The 16,170-nt window shown below is 70.3% G+C and carries 14 protein-coding genes; 10 read left to right on the top strand and 4 right to left on the bottom strand.

The features are described 5' to 3' along the window. Positions 1–46: 46 nt before the first annotated feature. From ACLQ2O_RS26555 to ACLQ2O_RS26545, 3 genes are all read left to right on the top strand, one after another. Positions 47–772, top strand: a complete 726-nt coding sequence (locus ACLQ2O_RS26555) for an ABC transporter ATP-binding protein (RefSeq protein ID WP_425836039.1) — start codon at positions 47–49, stop codon at positions 770–772. Positions 773–780: 8 nt separating this feature from the next. Beyond that, on the top strand, positions 781–1,572 hold the full coding sequence (locus ACLQ2O_RS26550; RefSeq protein WP_425836037.1) for an ABC transporter permease: 792 nt from the start codon (positions 781–783) through the stop codon (positions 1,570–1,572). A gap of 96 nt (positions 1,573–1,668) precedes the next feature. Beyond that, entirely contained in the window at positions 1,669–2,598 is a 930-nt protein-coding gene (locus ACLQ2O_RS26545) for a COX15/CtaA family protein (RefSeq protein ID WP_425836035.1), read from the top strand. A 96-nt stretch (positions 2,599–2,694) separates the two neighbouring features. Here the strand turns inward: ACLQ2O_RS26545 and ACLQ2O_RS26540 are convergent, their stop codons facing one another. After that, positions 2,695–3,798, bottom strand: coding sequence for a ScyD/ScyE family protein (locus ACLQ2O_RS26540; RefSeq protein WP_425836033.1), 1,104 nt, complete (start codon positions 3,796–3,798; stop codon positions 2,695–2,697). Positions 3,799–3,930: 132 nt separating this feature from the next. After that, the gene (locus tag ACLQ2O_RS26535; protein ID WP_425836031.1) at positions 3,931–4,905 is read right to left on the bottom strand and encodes a heme o synthase; all 975 of its coding nucleotides are present in this window, start codon (positions 4,903–4,905) and stop codon (positions 3,931–3,933) included. A gap of 226 nt (positions 4,906–5,131) precedes the next feature. Between ACLQ2O_RS26535 and tkt the strand changes: the two genes are divergently transcribed. Genes tkt through pgl form a run of 6 tightly spaced genes read left to right on the top strand, consistent with a single transcriptional unit; the run spans position 5,132 to position 13,544 of the window. Beyond that, complete coding sequence (gene tkt, locus ACLQ2O_RS26530; protein ID WP_425836029.1) at positions 5,132–7,309, top strand: transketolase; 2,178 nt, start codon at positions 5,132–5,134, stop codon at positions 7,307–7,309. A 29-nt stretch (positions 7,310–7,338) separates the two neighbouring features. Then, positions 7,339–8,448 (top strand): transaldolase, encoded by a 1,110-nt coding sequence (gene tal, locus ACLQ2O_RS26525; protein ID WP_425836027.1) that lies wholly within the window; start codon positions 7,339–7,341, stop codon positions 8,446–8,448. Then, positions 8,445–10,058 (top strand): glucose-6-phosphate isomerase, encoded by a 1,614-nt coding sequence (locus tag ACLQ2O_RS26520; protein WP_425836025.1) that lies wholly within the window; start codon positions 8,445–8,447, stop codon positions 10,056–10,058. The genes tal and ACLQ2O_RS26520 overlap by 4 nt, the downstream gene beginning before the upstream one ends. Continuing rightward, the gene (gene zwf, locus ACLQ2O_RS26515; RefSeq protein ID WP_425836023.1) at positions 10,055–11,605 is read left to right on the top strand and encodes a glucose-6-phosphate dehydrogenase; all 1,551 of its coding nucleotides are present in this window, start codon (positions 10,055–10,057) and stop codon (positions 11,603–11,605) included. The genes ACLQ2O_RS26520 and zwf overlap by 4 nt, the downstream gene beginning before the upstream one ends. Further along, a complete protein-coding gene (locus ACLQ2O_RS26510) occupies positions 11,602–12,831 on the top strand; it encodes a glucose-6-phosphate dehydrogenase assembly protein OpcA (RefSeq protein WP_425836021.1) in 1,230 nt (409 codons plus the stop codon). The genes zwf and ACLQ2O_RS26510 overlap by 4 nt, the downstream gene beginning before the upstream one ends. Continuing rightward, on the top strand, positions 12,828–13,544 hold the full coding sequence (gene pgl / locus ACLQ2O_RS26505; protein WP_425836019.1) for a 6-phosphogluconolactonase: 717 nt from the start codon (positions 12,828–12,830) through the stop codon (positions 13,542–13,544). Before ACLQ2O_RS26510 ends, pgl begins: the two co-directional genes overlap by 4 nt. Here the strand turns inward: pgl and ACLQ2O_RS26500 are convergent. Beyond that, positions 13,534–14,739, bottom strand: a complete 1,206-nt coding sequence (locus ACLQ2O_RS26500; protein ID WP_425836017.1) for a CopD family protein — start codon at positions 14,737–14,739, stop codon at positions 13,534–13,536. The genes pgl and ACLQ2O_RS26500 overlap by 11 nt on opposite strands. 134 nt (positions 14,740–14,873) lie before the next feature. On the opposite strand from ACLQ2O_RS26500, the gene ACLQ2O_RS26495 reads away from it, so the two are divergent. Continuing rightward, complete coding sequence (locus ACLQ2O_RS26495; RefSeq protein WP_425836015.1) at positions 14,874–15,695, top strand: isocitrate lyase/PEP mutase family protein; 822 nt, start codon at positions 14,874–14,876, stop codon at positions 15,693–15,695. A gap of 105 nt (positions 15,696–15,800) precedes the next feature. Here ACLQ2O_RS26495 and ACLQ2O_RS26490 read toward each other — a convergent pair whose 3' ends face one another. Then, positions 15,801–16,160, bottom strand: coding sequence for an RNA polymerase-binding protein RbpA (locus ACLQ2O_RS26490; RefSeq protein ID WP_425836013.1), 360 nt, complete (start codon positions 16,158–16,160; stop codon positions 15,801–15,803). Positions 16,161–16,170: the final 10 nt, after the last annotated feature.

The raw sequence follows: 16,170 nt of genomic DNA, 5'->3' as shown, positions 1-16,170 counted from the left end.
AGGACCGTGAGCAGCGTCACGTCGCGGGGTTTCCTACACTGCACACGTGCCAGTCGCGGTGGAGATCGACAACCTAGTCGTCCGGTACGGCGAGAAGACCGCTGTCGACGGCCTCACTCTCACCGTAACCGGCGGGACAGTCACGTCCGTGCTCGGCCCCAACGGGGCCGGCAAGACGACCACGGTGGAGACCCTGGAGGGCTTCCGCCGTCCGGACTCGGGCTCGGTCCGGGTGCTCGGGCTCGACCCGATCGCCGACCACGACGAGCTGATGCCACGGATCGGCGTGATGCTGCAGGAGGGCGGCGCGTGGTCCGGCGTCCGGGCGCTCGAGATGCTCCGGTACGTCGCCTCGCTGCACGCCCACCCGCTCGAGCTGCCGGCGCTGGTCGAGCGGCTCGACCTCGGGACGTGCGGCAAGACGCCGTACCGGCGGCTGTCGGGCGGGCAGAAGCAGCGGCTGTCGCTGGCCCTGGCGATCGTCGGGCGCCCGGAGATCGCGTTCCTGGACGAGCCGACCACCGGCCTGGACCCGCACGGGCGCCGCGAGATCTGGCAGCTGATCCGCGACCTGCGCGAGGACGGCGTCACCGTCGTCCTCACGACGCACGCGATGGACGAGGCCGAGCAGCTGTCCGACCAGGTGCACGTGCTCTCGGCCGGCAAGGTGATCGCGTCCGGCAGCCCGGACTCCCTGACCGAGCACGGCACCAAGACTCTGGAAGACGTCTACCTGGCGCTGACCGCGCCGCCAGCCCGGGAAGCCAAGTGAGTAGGACCGTGCCCGAAACACCTGTCACCAGCTACACCCCGCGGCCCGGTTCCGCTCCCTGGCCCCGCAAGGTGATCGCGCACGCGCAGATGGAGTTCCGGCTGCTGCTGCGGAACGGCGAGCAGCTGCTGCTGGCGCTGGTTATCCCGCTCGGGCTCCTGCTGCTGCTCGGTGGGACCGGGCTGGGCGACCGGCTGCCGCTGGGTGACGGACCTGCTGTCGACCTGGCCGTGCCGCGGGTGCTGGCGCTGGCCGTGCTGTCCACGGCGTTCACCTCGCTGGCGATCGCCACCGGGTTCGAACGCCGGTACGGCGTGATCAAGCGGCTCGGTGCCTCGCCGTTGTCGCGGACCGGGCTGCTCGCCGGGAAGATCGGCTCGGTGCTGGCCATCCAGCTCGTCCAGCTGATCGTCCTGGTCGGCGCGGGGTTCGCGCTCGGCTGGAAGCCCGTCGGCGGGGCCGGCGCGGTGATCGGCATCGTGCTGATGGTCCTGTGCGGTACGGCGGCGTTCGCGTCGCTCGGACTGCTGATGGCCGGCATCCTGCGCGCCGAGGCGACCCTGGCCGCCGCCAACCTGCTCTACCTGCTGCTCCTGGTCGGCGGCGCGATCATGACGCCGGTCGACGAGTACCCGGAAGGCCTGCAGGGCGTCGTCCGCCTCCTGCCGAGCGCTGCGCTGGCCAGCGGCTTCACCCACTCCACCGTCCAGGGCGTGATCCCCTGGGCCGCCGTACTGTCGCTGACACTATGGGCCGCCGTACTGGGTTACGTGGTGTCCCGCACGTTCCGCTGGGACTGAGCCGGTACGCCGTACGTGATGCCTCTCACGCACGGCGGGGCCACCCCGCCCACCCGTCACTGCTTGCTCTGGGAGGCACATTAGAGTGTGCCGGTGATGAGCACCGAGACCCCGGCCCCCGCCAGCGAGCCGCCCGTCACCGGATTCTGGCGACTGGTGCCCGAGCCGAGCCTGGACGTCGTCCGGCGCTGGGGCTGGACGTCCGTGATCGTCAACATCGGCATCGTGGTGACCGGCGGGCTGGTCCGGCTGACCGGCTCCGGGCTCGGCTGCCCGACCTGGCCGTCGTGCACCGACTCGTCGTACGTGCCGCACCCGGAGCTCGGGATCCACGGCGCGATCGAGTTCGGCAACCGGATGCTCGGCTTCGTCGTCGCGATCGTCGCGATCGGCACCTGGCTGGCCGTGATGCGGTACCGGCCGAAGCGCAAGGACCTGCGCCGGCTGGCGACCGCGGCCGCGCTCGGCGTCCCGCTGCAGGCCGTGATCGGCGGCGTCAGCGTGCTGACGGGGCTGAACCCGTGGATCGTGTCCGCGCACTTCCTGGTCTCGCCGATCATCATCACGTTGACCGTGTCGATGATGCGCCGCTCGCGCACCAGCCCTTATCCACACACTCCCCCGGTCGTCCGCGCACTCGCGACAGCTTCGGTCGTGGCGGCCTGGCTGACCGTTGCCCTCGGCACCCTTGTCACCGGCGCCGGCCCGCACTCGGGTGATCCCGAGACCGGCCGCAACGGTTTCGACGAGGAGCTGATCAGCCAGTTGCACGCCGACGTCGTGTTCGCCCTGCTCGGCGTCACGATCGCGCTGGTGATCGCGACCCGGGTCACCGCGACCTCGCGGACGCTGCGCAAGCTCGCCGCCTGGCTGCTGGCGATGGAGCTGGTGCAGGGCGTCGTCGGCTTCACCCAGTACTTCACCGGCCTGCCCTGGGTGCTCGTCCTCATCCACATGTTCTTCGCCGCCGCACTGATCGCGCTGGTCACGGCCGTGTACGGCGAACGCGGCACTCCCGCGACGTAGTGGGGGTGTTGCCGGGAGACCGGGCAACACCCCCTAAGCACCCGGAGCATCCGGTCGGGTGAGACGGCCGGACGCCCCGGGCTGTTCGGGGAGCTGCTACTTCACTCGGTAGATCGCTCCTGGACCGAACACGGGCGACGAGACGTACAGGTCACCCCACTTGCTCCACGCGGCCCCACCCGGCAGCTGAAGCTTGCCACGGGCCACTTCCTTGCGGGGACCGCCGTTGTGCCACTTGTTGGGCCACTGAACGATCAGCGAACCGACAGCGGTCGGCTGCCCGCTCGCCTCCCACTTCAGCCAGCTGTCCCGTGCCAACTGGACGGCGGCGATCGCACCGCGCGGACCACCGGCCAGGTCGACGATCGACGTGTAGCCGTCCGCCCAGCGCTGGCAGTTGCCCTTGTTCGGCTTGTACGGATCACAAGTCGCGCCCACCGAGCCCGGCTTGATCCGCCAGATCTGCGACGTGCCCGGCGTGGCCGGGAAGCCGCGCAGCTCGCCGACGTACCAGTAACCGTCCGAGCCGACCGTGACCGACGTCGCGACGGCCTCGCTGTTGACCGGCGTACCGGCCGGTGGGAAGTCCGGCGGCGGCGGGTAACCGGCCGGAACCTTGACCGTGCGCGGCTTCAGCCGGGCGACGGTCTTGATGTGTCCGTTCGGCCAGACCCGCAGCAGGTCGTTGCCGGCGGCGTCGGCCACCAGCACCGTCCCGTCCCGCAGCGCCGCGACGCCGAACGGGTTGCTCTCGGTCGGGTTGCTCTCCTGGTCGTACGGGTCCGGATCCTTCAGCTGGTACTTGCCGATGTCCGCGACCTTCAGCGGCGCCTTGCCCGGGCGCAGCTTGTACAGCGTCGACGACCCCGGAGTGGGCGGCGCTCCCGGCTCACCACCGGCACCGGTCAGCGCGTACGTCGCACCCCAGGCGTTGGTGTCGATGGCGGGTGCGAAACCACCTGGGACCGTACCGAGCTTGCGGATCTTCTGGCCGCTCGACCAGGCCTCCCAGACCGACCCGTCGCCGGTGCTGTAGATGACCTTCGACCAGTACGTCGAGACGCCGCGCGGCGAGTCGACGCCGGTCACGACCGGCTTGAGACTTCCCCCGCCGGTGGCTTCGGACGGAGCGGCCACCAGAACCGATCCGACCAGCACGGCCGCCGAGACAGCGGCCAGACGTGCCTTCGTAACCCCCACTAGATTCCCCCTAGTGTGTCTGCCTCCCCAGGGTGGAGTTCTCCACAGACCACCCCATGGCAGCACCGCGAGCCGTGCAGGTCAACGGGAGGACTCTGCGCACCCGCACGGGTGCCGACAGCAACCAGTGGATCAGTGCAGCAGCGGGTCGATCGCGGCGGCAATGAAGAGAAGGGCGAGATAAATATTCGAGAAATGGAACAGGCGCATTGGCCGCAGGGCCGCGCCGTCGGCGCCGGTGTTGGCGCGGGCCAGTAGGGCGAACGCCTCGCGGAGGAAGACCACGCCGAGCACGATGGCCGCCAGCGGGTAGACGAAGCCGGTGTCCGCGACGGGCCACAGGGCCAGTGAGGTGATCACCATCAGGATGCTGTAGACGAGGATCTGCCGCGCGGTCGCGACCGGGGTCGCGACGACCGGAAGCATCGGTACGTCGACCGAGGCGTAGTCCTCGCGGTAGCGCATCGCCAGTGCCCAGGTGTGCGGCGGCGTCCACAGGAACACCACGCCGAACAGCACCAGCGGCGTCCAGGCCAGCTCGTTGGTGACCGCGGTCCAGCCGATCAGGGTCGGGAAGCAGCCGGCGATCCCGCCCCAGACGATGTTCTGCACGGTCCGGCGCTTGAGCACCATCGTGTAGACGAACACGTAGAACAGGTTGGCCACCAGGGCCAGCACCGACGACAGCCAGTTGACGAAGAAGCCGAGCTCCAGCGTGGCCAGCACGCCGAGCACGATCCCGAAGACCATCGCCGAGCGCGGGCTGACCGCGTGCCGCGGCAGCGGGCGGCGGCGGGTCCGGCGCATCTGCTCGTCGATGTCGCGGTCGAGCACGCAGTTGATCGTGTTCGCGCTGCCGGAGGCGAGGATGCCGCCGACCAGCGTCGCGGCCACGACACCGAGCCCGGGGACTCCCCCGGCGGCCAGGAACATCACCGGGATGGTCGTCACCAGCAGGAGCTCGATGATGCGCGGCTTGGTCAGACCGACGTACGCCTTGATCACGTCGCGCACCGACGGGCCGGGCACCTCTTCGGGAGCCGGTTCGGTCGGTCGCGGCGCCGGGTACGACGTCGTCGCGGCTGGACGCGGGTCGACGGCCGTCACGAACACCTCGAACTCAGTGGGGTTGACGCCGGGGACCGGCGCTGACGTTCAGAGAGTCTACGACGGCCCGTAGGAGGTCCCGAACCGCCCCCTGGGGGAACAACACGGGCGACATACGGGTTGCGAGGGATGAAGGGTGATCAGAAGGCTTACGAGTAGGCTCGCTCATGGTGATGTGCAGGCCTGTCGGGCCTCAAAAAATACCATCGAGAGGAGCGCCGCCGGCGTGACGGAGAAGACCAGCACCAAGCTCGAATGGACCGATGTGGACCGACGCGCGGTCGACACCGTGCGGGTCCTCGCGCTGGACGCCGTGGAGAAGGTCGGTAACGGCCACCCCGGAACGGCGATGAGCCTCGCGCCGGCCGCGTACCTGCTGTTCCAGAAGGTGATGCGGCACAACCCCGCCGATCCGCACTGGGCCGGCCGCGACCGTTTCGTCCTCTCGGCCGGGCACTCCAGCCTGACGCTCTACATCCAGCTGTACCTGGCCGGTTTCGGCCTGGAGCTGGACGACCTGAAGTCCCTGCGTACGTGGGGCAGCGCGACCCCGGGCCACCCGGAGTACAGCCACACCCCCGGCGTCGAGACCACCACCGGTCCGCTGGGCCAGGGTGTCGGCAACGCCGTCGGCATGGCGATGGCGGCCCGCCGCGAGCGCGGTCTGCTCGACCCCGACACGGCCAAGGGCGAGAGCCTGTTCGACCACCAGATCTACGCGATCGCCTCCGACGGCGACCTGGAGGAGGGCGTCTCCTCGGAGGCCTCGTCGCTGGCCGGGCACCAGAAGCTCGGCAACCTGACGGTGATCTACGACGCCAACAAGATCTCCATCGAGGACGACACGAACATCGCGTTCTCCGAGGACGTCGCCGCCCGCTACGCGGCGTACGGCTGGGACGTCCACGACGTCGACTGGACAGGAGGCGGCACGGGCTACGAGGAGAACGTCCAGGCCCTGTACGACGCGATCGAGGCCGGTCACGCCGTCACCGACAAGCCGACGTTCATCCGGCTGCACACGATCATCGGCTGGCCGGCGCCGAACGCGCAGAACACCGGCAAGATCCACGGCTCGGCCGCGGGGGCCGCCGAGGTGGCCGCCACCAAGGAGGTGCTCGGTTTCGACCCGGAGCAGACCTTCGAGGTCGCCGACGAGGTGATCGGGCACACCCGCGAGGCCGTCGAGCGCGGCAAGGCGCTGCAGGCCGAGTGGACCACCAAGTACGACGCGTGGAAGCAGGCCTCCCCCGAGCAGGCCGCCCTGCACGTGCGGCTCGACAAGCACGAGCTGCCGGCCGGCTGGAAGGACGCGCTGCCGAGCTGGGACGCCGACGCCAAGGGTGTCGCCACCCGCGCCGCGTCCGGTGAGGTGCTGACCAAGATCGCACCGGAGCTGCCGGAGCTGTGGGGCGGTTCGGCCGACCTCGCCGGTTCGAACAACACGACGCCCAAGGGCCAGCCGTCGTTCATCCCGGCCGAGCACGCCACCAAGGAGTTCCAGGGCAACGAGTACGGCCGCGTCCTGCACTTCGGGATCCGCGAGCACGGCATGGGCGCGGTGCTGAACGGCATCGCCCTGCACGGCGGCACCCGCCCGTACGGCGGCACGTTCCTCACCTTCAGCGACTACATGCGCCCGTCGGTCCGGCTGGCCGCGCTGATGAAGCTGCCGGTCACGTACGTGTGGACGCACGACTCGATCGGCCTCGGCGAGGACGGCCCGACCCACCAGCCGGTCGAGCACATCGCGGCCCTGCGGGCGATCCCGGGCCTGGACGTGGTCCGCCCGGCCGACGCGAACGAGACCGCCGCCGCGTGGCAGACGATCCTCGAGCACACCGACCGCCCGGCCGGCCTGGTGCTGACCCGGCAGAACGTGCCGACCTTCCCGCGCGGGACCGACGGCTACGCCACCACGGAGAACGTGCACAAGGGCGGGTACACGCTGCTCGACACCGACGGCACGCCCGACGTGATCCTGATCGGCACCGGTTCGGAGCTGCAGCTGGCCGTCGAGGCGCGCGAGACGCTGGCGGCCGAGGGCATCAAGGCCCGCGTCGTGTCGCTGGTCTCCCGCGAGTGGTTCGACGAGCAGGACGACGCCTACCGCGACTCGGTCATCCCGGCCGGGGTCCGGGCGCGGGTCTCGGTCGAGGCCGGCATCAAGCTCGGCTGGCGCGAGCTCGTCGGCGACGCCGGGCGCAGCGTCAGCCTGGAGCACTACGGCGCTTCGGCCGACTACAAGCGGCTGTACTCGGAGTTCGGCATCACCGCCGGCGCCGTCGTACAGGCCGCGAAGGACAGCATTGCCGCGGCAGCCGAGCTCGGTGGCAGCGGTGTACCGGCAGGACGTGCCGCGGCCGGACCGGTCGGTCCGGCGGACACCTACGCCGCCAACTGACAACCACAGGAACTCGGAGGCTTCGGACAATGAACGATCGTTTGCAAGACCTCGCCGACGCCGGTGTCTCGATCTGGCTCGACGATCTCTCCCGTCAGCGGCTGACCAGCGGCAGTCTGGCGACCCTGATCCACGACCAGCACGTCAGCGGGGTGACCACCAACCCGACCATCTTCGCGAAGGCGATCTCGGACAAGAACGCCTACGCCGAGCAGGTCGAGCGGCTGGCCGCCGAGGGCGTGTCGACCGACCAGGCGATCCGCGTGATCACCACCGACGACGTCCGGAACGCGGCGGACCTGTTCAAGCCCGTGTACGACGACAGCGAGGGTGTCGACGGCCGGGTCTCGATCGAGGTCGAGCCCGGGTTCGCCCGCGACACCGCCAAGACGATCGCCCAGGCCAAGGAGCTGTGGGAGACCGTCGGCCGCGAGAACGTGTTCGTGAAGATCCCGGCCACCAAGGAAGGCATCCCGGCGATCGCCGAGACGCTGGCCGCCGGGATCAGCGTGAACGTGACGCTGATCTTCTCCCTCGAGCGCTACAAGGCGGTCGCGGACGCGTTCCTGACCGGCCTGGAGAAGGCGCTCGACAACGGGCACGACGTGACCAAGCTGGCCAGTGTCGCCTCGTTCTTCGTCAGCCGCGTCGACTCCGAGGTGGACAAGCGCCTGGACGCGATCGGCACGGACGAGGCCAAGGCCCTGAAGGGCAAGGCCGCGATCGCCAACGCGCGGCTCGCCTTCGAGGCCTACGAGGAGATCTTCGCCTCGGACCGCTGGCGCGAGATCGAGACCGCCGGCGCCAAGCCGCAGCGGCCGCTGTGGGCGTCGACCGGCGTCAAGGACCCGGCGTACAAGAGCACCATGTACGTCGAGGAGCTGGTCACCGCGGGCGTCGTCAACACGATGCCGCAGGCAACCATCGACGCGGTCGCGAAGGAAGGCGACATCACCGGCGACACCGTGCGCGGCAACTACGACGCGGACCGCAAGGTGATCGCCGACCTGGAGAAGCTGGGCATCTCCTACGACGAGGTCGTGCAGGTGCTCGAGGACGAGGGCGTCAGCAAGTTCGACGTCTCGTGGACCGAGCTGCAGGACACCGTCACCGCGGCGCTGAAGGCGGCGGCGAAGTGACCAAGCCCGCAGTCAGCACCGCGAACGGCGACTGGGCGTCGACGATCGACCGGCTGGTGTCGGAGAAGATCGCCTCCCGGATCGCCGCGAAGGACGCCACCATCTGGGGTCCGGAGGCCGAGTCGGAGTCGGCCATCCGGCTCAGCTGGGTCGACCTGCACGACTCGTCCCGGCCGCTGCTGGCCGAGATCGAGGCCCTGCAGGCCGACCTGCGGGCCGAGGGCCTGGACCGGATCGTCCTGGCCGGCATGGGCGGATCGTCGCTCGCGCCGGAGGTCATCACCCGGACGGCGGGCGTCGAGCTCGTCGTCCTGGACTCCACCAACCCGAGCGTGATCGCCCGGGCCCTGGCGGGTGACCTGCAGCGCACGGTGATCGTCGTGTCCAGCAAGTCCGGCGGCACCGTCGAGACCGACAGCCAGCGCCGGGTCTTCGTGAAGGCCTTCACCGACGCGGGCATCGACGCTTCCTCGCGGGTCGTCGTTGTCACCGACCCGGGCTCGCCGTTCGAGAAGCTCTCGGCCGACGAGGGCTACCGCAAGACCTTCCTGGCCGACCCGCACGTCGGCGGCCGCTACAGCGCGCTGACCGCGTTCGGTCTGGTCCCATCGGCGCTGGCCGGCGCGGACGTCGCCGACCTGCTCGACCAGGCGGCCGAGGCGGCTCCGGCGCTCCAGGTCGACTCCGCCGACAACCCGGCCCTCGTGCTCGGCGCCGTACTGGCTGCCAGCGCGGGCCGGGACAAGGCGATCATCGCGGCCGAGAGCTCCGACATCGTCGGCTTCCCGGACTGGGCCGAGCAGCTGATCGCCGAGAGCACCGGCAAGAACGGCAAGGGTGTCCTGCCGGTCGCGGTGAAGGGCGTGCACGCGCCCGAGCTGCACAGCACCGCCTCGGACCTGGTGCACGCGCTGCTCGCCGACAAGGCGAACAGCGACGTACCGACCGCTCTGACGTCGGGTTCGCTCGGCGGGCAGTTCCTGCTCTGGGAGACGGCGACCGCGGTCGCCGGGTACCTGCTCGGGATCAATCCGTTCGACCAGCCGGACGTGGAGAGCGCCAAGAAGGCCGCACGCGGTCTGCTCGACGCGCAGCCCGAGCCTGAGACCGCCGCGTTCACCGACGGCGCCGTGGAGGTTCGCGGGACCGATGGTCTGCTCGACGGCGTCGACACCGCCAAGGGCGCGCTCGACGCGCTGCTCGGCCAGCTCGCCGACGACGGGTACCTGGCCGTCATGGCCTACCTGGACTCCGAGCGCGACGAGAACCTGATGGCGATCCGCCCGGCGCTCGCCGCGAAGACCGGTCGCCCGGTGACCTTCGGCTGGGGCCCGCGCTTCCTGCACTCGACCGGCCAGTACCACAAGGGTGGCCACCCGCAGGGCGTGTTCCTGCAGATCTCCACCTCGGAGTCCACCGACGTGGAGATCCCCGACCGGCCGTTCACCTTCGGCACGCTCATCTCGGCGCAGGCCGCGGGTGACGCCGGTGTCCTGGCCGACCGCGGCCGGCCGGTGCTGCGGCTGCACCTGACCGACGCGCAGGCCGGCGTACAGCAGCTGATCTCCCTACTCGACGCACACGACAAGTCGGAGGCAAGCGGCCGATGACCGCTGAACTCGAAGAAGAGCCGACCGGCCCGGTGAACCCCCTGCGGGATCCCCAGGACCGGCGGCTCCCCCGGATCGCCGGGCCCTCCAGCCTGGTGATCTTCGGCGTCACGGGTGACCTGGCCCGCAAGAAGCTGATGCCGGCCATCTACGACCTGGCCAACCGGGGGCTGCTGCCGCCGGGCTTCGCACTCGTCGGGTTCGCCCGGCGTGACTTCACCAACCAGGACTTCGCGCAGATCGTGCACGACTCCGTCAAGGAGCACGCGCGGACGCCGTTCCGCGAAGAGGTCTGGCAGCAGCTGGCCGAGGGATTCCGGTTCGTGCCGGGCGATCTCACCGACGACGAGGCGTTCAAGCGGCTGCGGGAGACCGTGGACGAGCTGGACGTCAACCGCGGGACGGGCGGCAACCACGCGTTCTACCTGTCGATCCCGCCGGGCCTCTTCCCTCAGGTGGTGGAGAAGCTCAAGCAGCACGGCCTCGCCGACGAGACCCCCGGGTCCTGGCGGCGGGTGGTGATCGAGAAGCCGTTCGGGCACGACCTGAAGAGCGCGCGTGAGCTCAACCAGGTGGTCGAGTCGGTCTTCCCGCCCGAGGCGGTCTTCCGGATCGACCACTACCTGGGCAAGGAGACCGTCCAGAACATGCTGGCGCTGCGGTTCGCCAACGCCATGTTCGAGCCGGTCTGGAACAGCCACTACGTCGACCACGTGCAGATCACGATGGCCGAGGACATCGGCATCGGCGGCCGGGCCGGGTACTACGACGGCATCGGCGCGGCCCGCGACGTGATCCAGAACCACCTGCTCCAACTGCTCGCGCTGGTCGCGATGGAGGAGCCGGTCAGCTTCGACGCGTGGTCGCTGCGGCAGGAGAAGAAGAAGGTGCTCGCGGCCGTCAAGCTGCCCGAGCGCCTCGACCTGCACACCGCCCGCGGCCAGTACGCCGCCGGCTGGGCCGGTGGCACCAAGGTCAAGGGGTACCTGCAGGAGGACGCCATCCCGAAGTCGTCCACGACCGAGACCTTCGCCGCGATGCGGGTCGACGTGGACACCCGCCGCTGGGCCGGCGTCCCGTTCTACCTGCGGACCGGCAAGCGCCTCGGCCGCCGGGTGACCGAGGTCGCGGTGATGTTCAAGCGCGCCCCGCACCTGCCGTTCACGGCCACCGAAACCGAGGAGCTGGGGCAGAACGCCCTGGTGATGCGGATCCAGCCGGACGAGGGCGTCACGATGCGCTTCGGCGCCAAGGTGCCGGGCACGATGATGGAGATCCGCGACGTGAACATGGACTTCGCCTACGGCGGGTCGTTCACCGAGTCCTCCCCGGAGGCCTACGAGCGGCTGATCCTCGACGTACTGCTCGGTGACCCGCCGTTGTTCCCGCAGCACACCGAGGTCGAGCTGGGCTGGAAGATCCTCGACCCGGTGATCAACTTCTGGGCCGAGCACGGTGAGCCGGAGCAGTACGACTCCGGTGGCTGGGGCCCCGACTCCGCCCACGAGATGCTCGCCCGCGACGGACGCGCCTGGAGGCGGCCATGATCATCGACCTGACCGGTACGACGTCGAGCGAGATCGCGTCGGCGCTGCTGAAGGCCCGCCGCAACGCGGGCTCGCCGGCGATGGGCATGGTCGGCACGATCGTGGTGGTCGTCGACGAGGCGTCCCACCACGACGCGATGAAGGCCGCGAACGAGGCCGGCCGCGAGCACCCGTCCCGGGTGCTGGTCGCGATCCTGCGGCCGGGCCGCGGTGAAGGCGGACTCGACGCGGAGGTACGGGTCGGCGAGGGCGTTCCGGGTGAGGCGGTGCTGCTGCGGCTGCACGGCGAGCTCGCGAAGGTGCCCGAGTCGGTCGTCACCCCGCTGCTGCTGCCGGACTCCCCCGTCATCGTCTGGTGGCCGGGCGGTGGGCCGAAGGTGCCCGCCACCGACCCGCTGGGCAAGCTCGGCCGGCGCCGGGTCACCGACGCCGCGGCGACGCGGCGTGCCTCGGTGGACTTCACGGCCCGCGCCGAGGGCTACCGCCCGGGTGACACCGACTTCGCGTGGGCGCGGCTGACGCCGTGGCGCGCGCTGATGGCGGCTGCCCTGGACCAGTACCCGGCGCACGTCACGGGCGCGGAGGTCGTGTCGGCCAAGGGCAACCCGAGCGCCGACCTGATGGCCGCGTGGCTGCAGTGCAAGCTCGGTGTCGCTGTCGAGCAGAAGACATCCCGCGGGCCGGGCCTGACCGCCGTACGGATGTTCACTCCGGCGGGTCCGATCGAGCTGAGCCGTCCGGACGGCGCCATCGCGACGTTCAGCGTTCCTGGTCAGCCTGATCGGCCGGTCGCGCTGAAGCGTCGTACGCCGTCCGAGCTGCTGAGCGAGGAGCTGCGGCGGCTCGACCCCGACGACGTGTACGCGCAGACGCTGGCGTGCATGGTCGAGCGGGAGAAGATGCCGGCCGAGGCGAAGAAGGTCAGCCCGATCGACCGGCGCTCGGCGCAGTCCGCGGCGGAGAAGGCAGCAGTCCGTACGGCGGCCGCGAGCGGCAAGGCCGCGTCACCGGCGCTGGAGGCCCACGCGGCCGACGCGAAGAAGAAGGCGCCGTCGAAGGCGGCGGTGCAGAAGACCGCGGCCGCGAAGAGGACCAGCGCCGCGGCGAAGTCGGCGCGCAGGAAGACGGCGGCGCCGGCCACCAAGAAGGCCGCGCCCAAGCAGGCGACCACCAAGAAGGCGCCGGCGAAGAAGTCCACCGGCAAACGGGTGGCTGGGCGCTCATGAGTGCGGAACCGACTGTTCTGGTGGCTCCGGACGCCGACGCGCTGGCCGCGGCGGTTGCCGCTCGGTTCGTCACGCGGTTGATCGACGCGCAGAGCGGTGGCCGGGTGGCGCACGTCGTACTGACCGGTGGTCGCGTCGCGTCCGCCGTCTACCGGGCGGTGGCCGAGTCCGCCGCCCGGACGGCGATCGACTGGCAGCGGGTCGAGTTCTGGTGGGGCGACGAGCGCTTCCTGCCCGAGGGCGATGCGGAGCGCAACGCGACCCAGGCCTGGGACGCGTTGCTGTCGAGGGTCGACGTCGACCCGGCGAAGGTGCACGAGATGGCCGCGGACACCGGCCAGGGCCCGGAAGCAGCAGCCGCGGCGTACGTGGAAGAGCTGAAGGCCGTCACCGCTTTCGACCTCCTGATGCTGGGCGTCGGACCGGACGGGCACGTGGCCTCGCTGTTCCCCGGCTTCCCCCAGCTCGCGGTCGACGACACGTCGGCGGTGGCGGTGCACGACTCCCCCAAGCCCCCGCCGACCCGCGTCTCGCTGACCTTCGCCGCGCTGGCGAAGGCGGCCGAGGTCTGGTTCGTCGTGGCCGGCGAGGACAAGGCCGATGCCGTACGGACCGCGCTCTCCGGCGGCGACGTACCGGCGGCGACGCCGAAGGGCAACGAGCGGACCTTGTGGCTGCTCGACGAAGCCGCCGCCTCGAAGATCAGTCGGTAGCTTCGGTCAGTACGGGCTCACGGGTCGTCGCCTCCACGGCGACGGCCCGTTGCTCGATCGCCTTCTGGATCTGGAAGCGGGCGACGAACGAGATGAGCAGCGCGACGAACAGCAGCACCATCGCGAGCGCGACCCCGCCGGTCGGCGGCGGGTCGGCCTCCAGCCCGACCTCCTCGCGCGCCGAACCGTTCAGGAACGGCATCACCGCGAGCACGCCGACACCGAGCACGGCCTCGATCAGCACCACCTTCGGGAAGTGACCGAGAACCAGGTGGAACAGGCTGCGCCCGTCGCCGGCCGCACGGACCCGCGCGATCTTCGGCAGCAGCACGGCCTCGTTGAACGCACCGAGTCCGAGGATCGAGAACACCAGCAGGACCTTCAGCAGCAGGTACTTGCCGTACGTCGTGGACAGGATGTCGCCGATCGACACCGACCCAACCGCCGTCCATGCCTCGAGCAGCCCGGAGACCAGCAGGACCGTCACGCAGGCCTGCGCCATGATGCTGAACCGCTGCCACACCGACGCCCAGACCAGGCCGCCGGTGTCCTGGGACAGCTGCCTGCGACTCAGCGCCAGACCGGACAGCACGATCAGCGCTCCGATCCAGAAGCCACCGGCGTACGGGTGCAGGGTGGTGACCAGGTGGCTCGCGAAGTAGGCGGGCTCGAGATCGGCGGAGCGGCTCGGGACCATCAGGAACAACGCTGCGACGAGCACGACGGCGACGCCGATCCCGGCGATCTTGTCGACCTGCCGTCGGACCGGCTTGAGGAACAGGCTCATCAGCAGCAGCGCGCCGAGGCTGTAGATCAGCGCCTGCAGGCCGGCCGTGACGCCGGAGAAGAACCACGCGTTCTTCGGCGCCGCGGTCTGCAGGTAGTCCCACACGGCCGACGGCCGCAGGCCCTCGGAGAACGCCATGCCCTTGGTCGCGCGGGTGACCTTGCCGGCGAACTGCGGGTACGTCGCGAGCAGCAGCGCGGTCCCCGCGATCGCGAGCAGCACGGCCGACCGGTTGCGCAGGACACGGCGTTCGGACTCGCTGGCGGTGCGGTAGAGCACCGGCCGCAGGACGAAGGTGTGGAACAGCACGCTCCCGCCGGCCAGACCGGTGCTGAGGAAGTAGCCGGACTTGGTCAGGATTCGCCAGAGCTGAGGGTAGGCGTACGCCACCTCGACCACGATCGCCACGAAGGCCTCCTTCGGTACCGCACAAGTGTGGTACCGAAAGTTACAAGCAGAGCTTCCATGTAGCCAGTGTTACATCCATACTGTGGACAACTCGTTCGGCGCCGGCCGAACCGATGCCGCGGGAAGATCGTGGGATGACACAGTTTCGTGAGCTGCACCAGGCGTCGTTCGTGATGCCGAACGCGTGGGACGCCGGGAGCGCGATCGTGCTGGCCGAGGCCGGCTTCGCCGCGCTGGCGACGACGAGCGCGGGCATCGCGTTCTCGCTCGGCGCGGGCGACCACACGCTGCCCGACGGCGCGCCCGCGGTCTCGGTCGACACGATGTTCGAGCGGATCCACCAGATCTCCACCGCGGTCGGCGTACCGGTGAACGGCGACCTGGAGGACGGGTACGGCGCCCGGCCGGAGGACGTCGCGAAGACGATTCGCAGAGCCAGGGACGCGGGGCTGGCCGGTGGCAACATCGAGGACTACGACGGCCACGAGCTGTACGCCGAGGAGCTGTCGGTCGAGCGGATCGTCGCCGCCCGGGAGGCGGCCGGTCCGGACTTCGTGCTGACGGCCCGGACGGACGGTCAGTTGCTCGGTGAGCCCACTCCCCTGGCGGACTCGATCCGGCGCGCGAACCTGTTCCGCGAGGCCGGCGCGGACTGCCTGTACGTGCCGGGCGTCAACGACCTCGACCAGCTCAGGACACTGGTGTCGGAGATCGATGGCCCGCTGAACGTCGTCATGGGACTGGGCAGCTCGACGCTGACCGTCGCCGACGTGACCGGCGCGGGGGTCACCCGGATCAGTCTCGGCGGCAGCATCGCGCGGGCAGCGCTGGGCTTCGTCCGGCGAGCGGCCGAAGAGTTGCGCGCCCAGGGCACGATGAGCTTCGCGGAACGCCAGATCCCGCAGGGCGAGCTCAACGAGCTCTTCGCCCGGTACGGCGCGCGCAGGAGCAGCTGACCGGCTTACTGCGGCAACGCGAACACCGCGCAGGACCGGCGTACGCCGCCAACGCGAACACCCGGGCGGGCCCGCTGAGGGCTGCCCGGGTGTCCGGCGTACGAGTTAGAAGATGATCTCGCCGTTGGCGCGACGGGCGCGCAGGCGTTCCAGGGCCTCTTCGAGGATCTGGGCGGCCTCCTGCTCGCTGCGCCGTTCCTTCACGTACGCCAGGTGCGTCTTGTACGGCTCGATCTTCGTCGGCGGTGGTGGGTTGTTCACGTCGGTGCTGGTCGGCAGACCGCACCGCGGACAGTCCCACGCCTCCGGAACGGCCGCCTCGACGGCGAAGACGGTCGCGGTCTCGTGCCCATTGGCACAGAAGAAGACCACGCGCTGCCGGGGCGCGGACTCACCACGCTCCGCCTCGCCCATCGGTCCTGCTCCGACCCTGCTGCCACGAATCGCACCACCACTACCAGCCACGGCTACGCCT

Origin of the sequence: Kribbella sp. DT2 (genome assembly GCF_049844575.1) — a bacterium.
Lineage (GTDB): Bacteria > Actinomycetota > Actinomycetes > Propionibacteriales > Kribbellaceae > Kribbella.
This window is presented reverse-complemented; position numbering and strand designations above follow the sequence as displayed.

Excerpts from the sequence above, each read along its gene's own strand:
- tal (WP_425836027.1), top strand. The coding sequence starts at position 7,339 with ATGAACGATCGTTTGCAAGACCTCGCCGACGCCGGTGTCTCGATCTGG.
- zwf (WP_425836023.1), top strand. The coding sequence starts at position 10,055 with ATGACCGCTGAACTCGAAGAAGAGCCGACCGGCCCGGTGAACCCCCTG.
- ACLQ2O_RS26545 (WP_425836035.1), top strand. The coding sequence starts at position 1,669 with ATGAGCACCGAGACCCCGGCCCCCGCCAGCGAGCCGCCCGTCACCGGA.
- ACLQ2O_RS26495 (WP_425836015.1), top strand. The coding sequence starts at position 14,874 with ATGACACAGTTTCGTGAGCTGCACCAGGCGTCGTTCGTGATGCCGAAC.
- ACLQ2O_RS26510 (WP_425836021.1), top strand. The coding sequence starts at position 11,602 with ATGATCATCGACCTGACCGGTACGACGTCGAGCGAGATCGCGTCGGCG.
- pgl (WP_425836019.1), top strand. The coding sequence starts at position 12,828 with ATGAGTGCGGAACCGACTGTTCTGGTGGCTCCGGACGCCGACGCGCTG.